5 protein-coding genes are annotated in these 8,404 nt (G+C 54.2%); 3 read left to right on the top strand and 2 right to left on the bottom strand.

Features of this window, described 5'->3' with window-relative positions:
- The first annotated feature begins 176 nt into the window (after positions 1–176).
- Both PG899_RS21370 and PG899_RS21375 read left to right on the top strand, forming a co-directional pair.
- On the top strand, positions 177–2,510 hold the full coding sequence (locus PG899_RS21370) for a CS1-pili formation C-terminal domain-containing protein (RefSeq protein ID WP_232105255.1): 2,334 nt from the start codon (positions 177–179) through the stop codon (positions 2,508–2,510).
- Between the two features lie 21 nt (positions 2,511–2,531).
- Positions 2,532–3,731, top strand: coding sequence for a hypothetical protein (locus PG899_RS21375; RefSeq protein WP_143238948.1), 1,200 nt, complete (start codon positions 2,532–2,534; stop codon positions 3,729–3,731).
- 28 nt (positions 3,732–3,759) lie between these two features.
- On the opposite strand, the gene PG899_RS21380 is transcribed toward PG899_RS21375, so the two are convergent.
- Positions 3,760–4,398 (bottom strand): response regulator, encoded by a 639-nt coding sequence (locus tag PG899_RS21380; protein WP_029301659.1) that lies wholly within the window; start codon positions 4,396–4,398, stop codon positions 3,760–3,762.
- Positions 4,399–4,521: 123 nt separating this feature from the next.
- Here PG899_RS21380 and PG899_RS21385 point away from each other — a divergent pair, with 123 nt between their 5' ends.
- Positions 4,522–7,950: a response regulator gene (locus PG899_RS21385; RefSeq protein ID WP_077095329.1), complete on the top strand. Its 3,429-nt coding sequence runs from the start codon at positions 4,522–4,524 to the stop codon at positions 7,948–7,950.
- On the opposite strand, the gene PG899_RS21390 is transcribed toward PG899_RS21385, so the two are convergent.
- Entirely contained in the window at positions 7,912–8,205 is a 294-nt protein-coding gene (locus tag PG899_RS21390) for a hypothetical protein (RefSeq protein WP_077095360.1), read from the bottom strand. The genes PG899_RS21385 and PG899_RS21390 overlap by 39 nt on opposite strands.
- Positions 8,206–8,404: the final 199 nt, after the last annotated feature.

Consider the following 8,404-nt stretch of genomic DNA (forward strand, 5'->3'; position numbering starts at 1 on the left):
GCCGATTGATGGAGGCTCCCTGTATCGGGGGAGCCTTTTTGTCTGTGCTTAGAAGAGTGAGATAGCTCGTGCCGTATTTCTCTTTCCTGTTGATCCTGGTTGTATTGTGTGTACCGGCCTGGGCTACGGGGGGGCATGTTGCACAACCCCTTGACCTGCTACAACAAGCAGAAGATTTGCCTGATGGTTTTGCCGACTACTTCTTCGGCGTCCCGCTGACGGTGCGCATCCTGGTGGATGGGCAGTTGTTGGGGGAAGGCGAGATAGTGCTGGGCAAAGACACCAGCGTACAACTGCTGGCTCTGACCGACGGCCACGAGAGCGTTCTGGAAGAACGGGACCGCCAGCGCTGGAGCAAGGTGCTGACGGCATCCCATCGACTGGGCCCATGTCAGAATCAGTGTACCGACGAAGTGCTGGCGCTGGAGTACAGCCTGGAGAACTCCCAGTTGTCGGTGCTGACGGCCGGCGCCGAGAAGGGGCAGCCGCTGACCCGTTATCACAACCTGCCCAGCGGGGGCAGCTATGGCGCCCTGTTGCGCCACCAGTTGAACCTGATCCAGGGGGAAGGGGAGCAGCGCAGTGGCCGTTACAACCTGATGGCACAGGGCAGCATAGGACAGTGGACCCCGCTGCTGGAGGGAGAAGTGAGCCAGTCTGGCAGCGGGCAGGCGGCTCAGCATCATGTGCAGCAACTTTATGCCGAACACGAAGGTACAGGACATTTCTATCGGCTGGGCTACTTCTCGCCCTATGCCCAGGGGCTGGTGCGTCAGCCCACCCTGTTTGGCGGCGGCACTCCGACCGTGCTGGGGGCCATGCTGGGTGACTCCGACACCCTGTTGATAGAGCAGGGCCAGGCCAGTACCACACCTGTCTATGTCACCCCGAGCCGACCCGGCATGGTCGAGATCTATCGAGATGGGCTGCTCATCAACTCGCAGCAGGTTCTCTCCGGCTTGCAGGCGCTGGATACCAAAGTGCTGCCCACCGGCATCTACGAGGTGGAGCTGCGTGTGCTGGAAGATGGTCAGGTGACCGAGCGGCGCAGAGAGATGATCTACAAGCCGATGAACTGGCAAAACCCGGATGAAAGCTGGCGCTTCAACCTGTTTGCGGGCCAGCAGACCCGCTTGTTCAGCAACTGGGAGGAGGACACGGCCCGGCCTCTGAGCAGCGGCGCCATGCTCAACCATCTGCTCACCCCTTCGGTGGTAGTCGGGGCCTCCAGCCAGTATATCGACCAGCGCTGGCAGCATGGTCTCTCTGCCGACTGGAGCTTGGATAAACAGTGGCGGTTGTTTGGCAACCTGATGGCGACACAGGCGCTGGGCAGCGGCTTCGATTTGCAGGCTTTGTACCACTATGGCGAAGGCAGCCTGGTGCTGAGCCACCAGCAGCAGCGCCAGCATGGGCAAATGGGGGAGGAGAGCCGTGACCTCAAGCAGAGCAACCTGTCGTTGCAGCAGCGGCTCGATGAGCGCCACTCCGCCAACTTTTATCTGGCACACCAGGTGGGGCGGGGGCTGGGGGCCGATCTGGGCTGGCGTTACAACGGAGAGTTGCTTGGTCAAACAGTGAGCTGGAACCTGACAGTGTTTGACCGGCCAGGTAGCATCAGTACCGATCATGCGAGGGACAGGGGTGGCATGCTCTCCCTAAGCATGAATCTGGGAGGAGAGCGTAGCCTACTGGCCATTGGTATCGGCAGTCGAACCTCTCGCTCCGGTGGGCAGGAGCGCAACGCCTCCCTCGGGTACCAGCAACAGTTGGAGTGGAGCGCACTGCAGAGCGTGGGGGCCAACTTGACTACCGACAGTTACGGCGTCGGCACGGCAGGCTACGCCAGGTTTCAGGGGGAGTTGGTCAGTGGTGATGCCCACCTGCAATCATCCTCCTATAACCGTGCGCTGAGTGGGGGGCTCAACCTCGACAGTACCCTGGCGTTTGGCGATGAGGGCAGCCTGACCATGACAGGTCAATCGCAAGGGTACGAGGCGGGCATGATAGTGGACCTGGAGTCCGATCTGCCCGAGCTGACCCTGCGCGCCGATGACGATCAAGGTAGCAATATCAAGTTGCGGCCCGGTCGCAACCTGATACCCGTTGCCGCCTATCGCAGTGGCGCCGTGCAGCTGAATCTGGCAGAGCACGATGCGCCCTCGGTGAGCATTCGCCCCAACGTGCTGCCCTATCATCTCAACAAGGGGGGGGTGGCCTATCACAAAGTCAGGGTCATGCAGACAGTCACCGTCATCGGTCGATTGTTGGATGAGAAGGGCGATCCCTTGAGAGGCGCCATGGTGGTCAACCACGCGGGCCGCACAGTCAGCGAGGCCGATGGCTTCTTTGCGGTGGAGATGAGCGAACGCAATCCCAGCTTGCAGGTGGAATATCAGGGAGCACAGCAGTGCGATCTTGCGCTGGACACGGCCCGAGCCGAACGCCAACAGGCTGTGTTGTTACTGGGTGATCTGGTCTGCAGTGCCCAGGCCTGGGCCAGTCAATAAGTGCTTGAGCAGGAAGAGATAATGAGAGCTGGTGCGATGTACGGATATTGGTGGTTAATAGCAGGCTTGCTCTTTGGATTTCCATGTCAGGCTGCAGTCGTTAAAGTGACCGCTGAATATAAGCCTGCAGTCTATGAGGCTGATAATGGAACCTTTGTTAGCACTACAAAATGTGTGAAAACCAGTGAGGGAATGTGGCTTTCATCCTGTAGTGGCGGTGTAATGTCACTTGATAGCTTGTTGTTTTCATTAAAAACTAAAGTAAAGCGAAATGTGAAAAGGGATTTTTCAAATACAAGAGATTCTTTTGTTTCCCTAGGTTCGTTGGGAAACAAAACCATGATTATTACATCAGATAAAGGGCAACAGTTCTCGGTTTTATTTAAGCCTGATAAGTTAGGAGTGCATTTTGATTCTGTTGTCAATCCAAATGATGGCTGGAAAATTTATAATACCGCATTTACAAACCCTAAGGGGGGGTGCCGATATCTTGAACGAGAGGTTGCAGGCTATATTAATCTAACCTCTTGGATCGTATTATGGGGAGATGTCGGGGGAAAATCTTGTTATATAGGCCTGTCTGTGGATGGTACATCTGATATACAAGCGATGTTTTTTGGGTTTAAAATAACACCTCCTTCTCCGCTGAAAATGTTAAATGGAATTTATACCGGTTCGATAATTCTCTCTGTAGGCCAAAATAAAGATATCGATCTTGGTAATGGGGTATATGAAGATAATCAACTGATAATAGAGTTGACATTAAAAGTTCAACATCAAATAAAGGTAGAGTTTCCTCCTGGTGGTGACAAAGTCGTGTTGCAACCTCCTGGTGGATGGCATGACTGGATTTATCGTGGGAAAGCACGTATTCCTCCCTATTTGATTGCGGAGTTACCATATCGACTATGGAGTAGTTCAGATTTTAATGTCTGGCTGAACTGCCAGTATGCCATTGGTGAAGTCTGTATGCTGAATAATGAAAGGCTCGGGATGCAAGTCAGACTTGATGTGATTTATGTAAATAAATCCAAAGAAGAGATTCCCTTGAAACATGGCGTCAAGAAATTATTCTCAGCAAGTTTACGAGGCCCATATTTCATAAATGAAGAGCGAAGCATCATATTTAAAGTTCAGGAACCAGTCCTGGCCTTGATGATGGAATATCCGGGCAGCACTTATAAAGGTAATGTAACCCTTATTTATGATGCCGCTATTTAAGGCTCGGGTGATTCACCAAGGTCAAGATTCAGGCCAGCCCTTGCTCTTTGGCATAGTGAAACAGGTCGCTATCGCTTTGCAGGCCGAGGCGTACCATGGCACTCTTTTTCTGGGTGCTGATGGTCTTGACGCTGCGGTGCAGGTACTCGGCCACCTGGGTGACAGACATTCCACTGGCTAATAAACGCACGACTTCGCTCTCCTTGGGGGTAAGTTGACCCAGGCTGGTCTGGTGATCCAGGCCCGCTTCGGCCAGCAGGGTTTTCACTGATCTGCCGATATAGTTGTGGCCAGATAATATTTGACGAATGGCTTCGGATAGTTCGCTGATCACAGCTTTTTTGAGCAGGACACCGCTTACCCCCAATTGGAGCAATGACTGCAAGATGCCGGCATTGTGGATCTGGGTCAGCACCAGAATAGGTAGGGTAGGATAATCTCGTTTCAATTGCTGGATCATGGTCAGCCCATCGCTGCGTTCATCCCCTGGCATACTGAAGTCAGTGATCAATAGATTACAGGGATGTTTCTTTAATGTATTTAAAAGTTCGGAGACTTGATGTGCTTCGGCAACAACTTCGCAACCAGGTTGATTGTGTGCAATAAGGCTGCGGATACCTGCCAGTATCAGTGGATGGTCGTCGGCAAGAATGATCTTGAAAGACATAGGTGAGCCCCATATAAAACAGCGAATAATATTTAAACTACCAAACATCTCATTTCTATACTACTTTGCGCACCGCATTTTTTCGAGCGTTTATATGATGTCATCTTTTTCAGGATTGGCACGATGAGGTGTTCTCATGTGGCTATATCCCGATGCATAATTGTTATACTGGTATTTAATATCAGTATATTCAGTCAACCACTCTTTGCGAAAAAAAACGCGTTATTACCAACAGTAAGTGTCGGGTTACTAGTGGGGGGGTGGGGGCCATTTCAGCAGTGGGATGGTCATAATGCCAGTGGTTTCAGCGTCGCCCTGATCAGCATATTGGCCAAGAACCTTGATTACCGGATTGAGTGGAAAGTATATCCGGACTGGACTCGCCTATATGCGGCCAGTTGTCGTGGTGAGGTAGATATTCTACTGGATGCTTTTCGCGCGGAAGAGCGGGAATGCATTTCATACACGCGCCCTTATTATTCGTCATCGACTGTGGTCGTGGTGCGCCATGACTCTCCTTTCTTCCGTGATGTCAGTGGTTTGAATCAATCTCGTATCGCTATCGAAGCTGGTTTTCTGACCGAAAAGCTGGTTAGGATCCATTATCCCGATGTGTCTCGTATTCTATTTCGGGACTCCAGTTCTGCTTTGCAGGCGGTGCTGGATAAACGAGCCGATGCCTATATTGGCAATTTGCATGTCACGAATCAGTTTATTGCCCAACATCCAGAACTGGCCGTGGTCGCTCAGGCCCCCTTGTTGATGGAGAGCCTTCACCTTGGTATCAGCAAACATAAATCCAGACTGGGAGTCCGGTTTGATACCGCGATTCAGGCGCTGACGGTAGAGGAGCGCAGCGCTCTGGAGCAAAGCTGGCTGGGTGACAGCAGTTTGAGTTTTCAGGGGCACAGCGGTTTTTTACTGCGCCCTGATGAGCGTGAGTGGCTCTCCCGTCTACCTCCCCTTAGGCTGGGTTTTATTCCTGGGTGGGTGCCGTTTTCCTATGCGGATCACGAGGGTAAATTGACGGGGTTGATAGGCGACTATCTGGATGTGTTCAAGGACAAGCTGGGCTTGGCCTATCAATACCGTGTTGATCAGAGTTGGCCAGAGTTGCTGCAGGCATTGCTCCATCAAGACGCTGATATTGCAGTCATTCCTATTCGAATCAGCCAGAGGGTTGCGGGTTGGCAGGTGAGCCAACCTATTGCGTCCTTTCCCGTGGTCATTGCCATGTCTCGTGGCAGCAGCACTTTTGGGGGATTTGCAGAGCTGGCGGGCAAGCACTTGATCGTCACCGACAGCTTGTTGATCGCCGAGTTGAAGTCCCGGATCCCTGACATACAGACCACGGTTGTTTCCAGCCCAAGAGAGGGGTTGGCGATGGTGGCCTCCGGCAAGGGGGATGCCTATATGGGTAATCTGGCGGTGATATCACGGCTCATCAACGAGTATTTTGATGACTCGCTGCATATTGTCGCTCCCACTCCTTTCAGAGATGAGCTGTCGGTCGCGGTGAGAGATGCCTATGCCCCGCTGCTGCCGCTCATCAATCGGGTACTCGCCAGCATGAGTGACAAGGAAAAGCGGCAGATCCGCAATAGCTGGCTGGCGGTGAACTACAACGAAGGGATCTCATGGCACAAGCTGATCAGCACTCTGATCCCTGTCGGTGCCGGTATCACCCTGTTTATTCTTTCACTCTCTATCGCGTACTTTCACCTGCGCCAGGAGATAACCCGCCGGCGCCAGGTGGAGGCCGATCTGGCCTCCGCCAAGGAGGAGGCTGAGCTGGCCGCCAGGCAGAAGGCCGATTTCCTCGCCACCATGAGCCACGAAATCCGGACCCCCATGAACGGCATTATCGGGATGGCGGAACAGCTGCGTTTTACCTCGCTCGATCCGGAGCAGCGCCAGATGGTGGGCATCATCAATCAGGGGGCGGAAGGACTGCTCCAGCTGATCGGCAATGTGCTGGATTACTCCAAGCTGGATGTCGGCAAGATGGAGTTGGCACCCACCAGCTTTCTGCTGCGTGAGCTCATCGACAGCGTGCTGACAATGACCAGTAGCGAGTTGCAGCGCAAAGGGTTGCAACTCTATCTGCGTGTTGATGATGAAGTGGGCGCCCGCTTCTATGGTGATGTGCTGAGGCTCAAGCAGGTGCTGTTCAACCTGGCCAGCAATGCGATCAAGTTCACCGAGCGCGGCTTCATCGAATTGTCGATCAGGGTAGAGGGAGAGACAAATGAAGAGCAGTGGTTGTTGCTTGGGGTGCGGGATACCGGCATCGGCATGAGCGAAGATGTGCAGGCCCGTGTTTTCAATGCCTTCGAGCAGGCGGATGGCGCCACGACCCGCAGTTATGGGGGGACCGGACTCGGTCTCAGTATCAGCCGGACGCTGGCGACGCTGATGGGGGGGCGATTGAGGCTTGAGAGTGCCCCAGGGCTGGGTACCCATATTGGCTTGTCCATCCCCCTGGTACTGGAAGCGCGCCATGAGCCGGATCCCAAGCTGGCGGGGCTGAGTGCCTTTATGGCATTGCCGGATGGCAAACTGCACCACCAGCTGCGGCTGCATCTGTTGTCGCTGGGGCTGCGGTTGTGTGAAGCCCCGCAGGGCGCAGACTTGCGGTTTGGTGACCTGAGCGAACCGGCCGCCATCCGGGTCGCGCCGCTTGGCAACGTGCTGGGTTATCAGCTTGGTGATGATGGTTATTATTGCCTCAACAGTAATCCCCTGACCTGGCAGGCCGTAAGGGATGTCTGTTATCGCCAGCTGGGCCTGGCCGAGCAACTGCCGTCCGATTTTCCGTCTGTTGGAGCGGATGAACCACTGTTGCCACAGCGATTGCTGGTCGTCGAGGATCACCATCTGAATCAGGTTCTGGTGCAGCGCCAGCTCAAACAGCTCAATCTGCAGTGCGATCTGGCTGAGAATGGTCGACAGGCGCTCGCCATGCTGACTTTTCACCGCTATGACCTGATCCTATGCGATTGCCAGATGCCGGTGATGGATGGTTATGAGTTTACCCGTCGGGTGCGGGCCACAGAGGGGCTGGCACAACTTCCCATCATTGCCATGACGGCCAACGTGTTGCCGGAGCAGGCACAGCGTTGTCTGGCGGCCGGTATGAATGATGTATTGGGCAAGCCCGTACTCATGGACGGACTACGCCAGATGCTGATGAAGTGGCAGATATTGCCGGTACCCAGGTTGCTCGACATCAACCTGTTGCAGGCTACATTTGGTTCTTCACTTGAGACAATGCTGCTGTCGTTTTGTCAGGATCTGGAACAATCCCTTGGTTTGAGCCATGGGGATGACAAGGCGCTTGCAGATTGGGTGCATCGACAGGCGGGAACGATAGCCATGATGAGGGTTGACGGAGTAGCAGAGCAGGCATGGCATCTGGAAGAGCAAATCCGCAAAGATGGGCGGGCACGATGCGAGGTGGAGCTGACGAAATTTCGCGATGTTTTGCAACAACTTGTCGATGAGCTAGCGGCACTATCCCGAGACTGTCGTCAGCCTGCTGTGGCTCTCTGATGACAACGCAGGATGACCGGAGGAGAGGGCGGGCTGTACGGCCTGTGCCAGCCAGGCCCAATCGAGCAGGGGGGTATCGGCCTTGAAGCGCTGATAGGCAAGTCCCTGGTCGACGGTCAGAAACAGGGTGGTCGGCAGGCCGATGCGGTTGGTGTAGCGCACCATCACCTCGCCGCGATAGGAGCTCAGTCGTTGCTGCAGCTGCGGCAGACTCAGCCCGGTTGCCTGTCCCTTTTCATCCCAGATCTCGAACATGGTCATGTCTCTTGATGTGATGGCAATACTGTTTCCAAAAGCGGGCCGGCAGGCAATTGTCAGATCTGACAGTGTCAAATGGATAGACGCGTGAAAAGCGAAAACCCGGCACTGGGCCGGGCTTTCTTGAATGATGGTGGAGGGAGAAGGATTCGAACCTTCGAAGGCAGAGCCGTCAGATTTACAGTCTGATCCCTTT

Origin of the sequence: Aeromonas sp. QDB39 (assembly GCF_027707585.1) — a bacterium.
Classification (GTDB): domain Bacteria; phylum Pseudomonadota; class Gammaproteobacteria; order Enterobacterales; family Aeromonadaceae; genus Aeromonas; species Aeromonas hydrophila.

Coding starts and splice junctions, on each gene's coding strand:
- PG899_RS21375 (WP_143238948.1), top strand. CDS start 2,532: ATGAGAGCTGGTGCGATGTACGGATATTGGTGGTTAATAGCAGGCTTG.
- PG899_RS21380 (WP_029301659.1), bottom strand. CDS start 4,398: ATGTCTTTCAAGATCATTCTTGCCGACGACCATCCACTGATACTGGCA.
- PG899_RS21385 (WP_077095329.1), top strand. CDS start 4,522: ATGAGGTGTTCTCATGTGGCTATATCCCGATGCATAATTGTTATACTG.
- PG899_RS21390 (WP_077095360.1), bottom strand. CDS start 8,205: ATGTTCGAGATCTGGGATGAAAAGGGACAGGCAACCGGGCTGAGTCTG.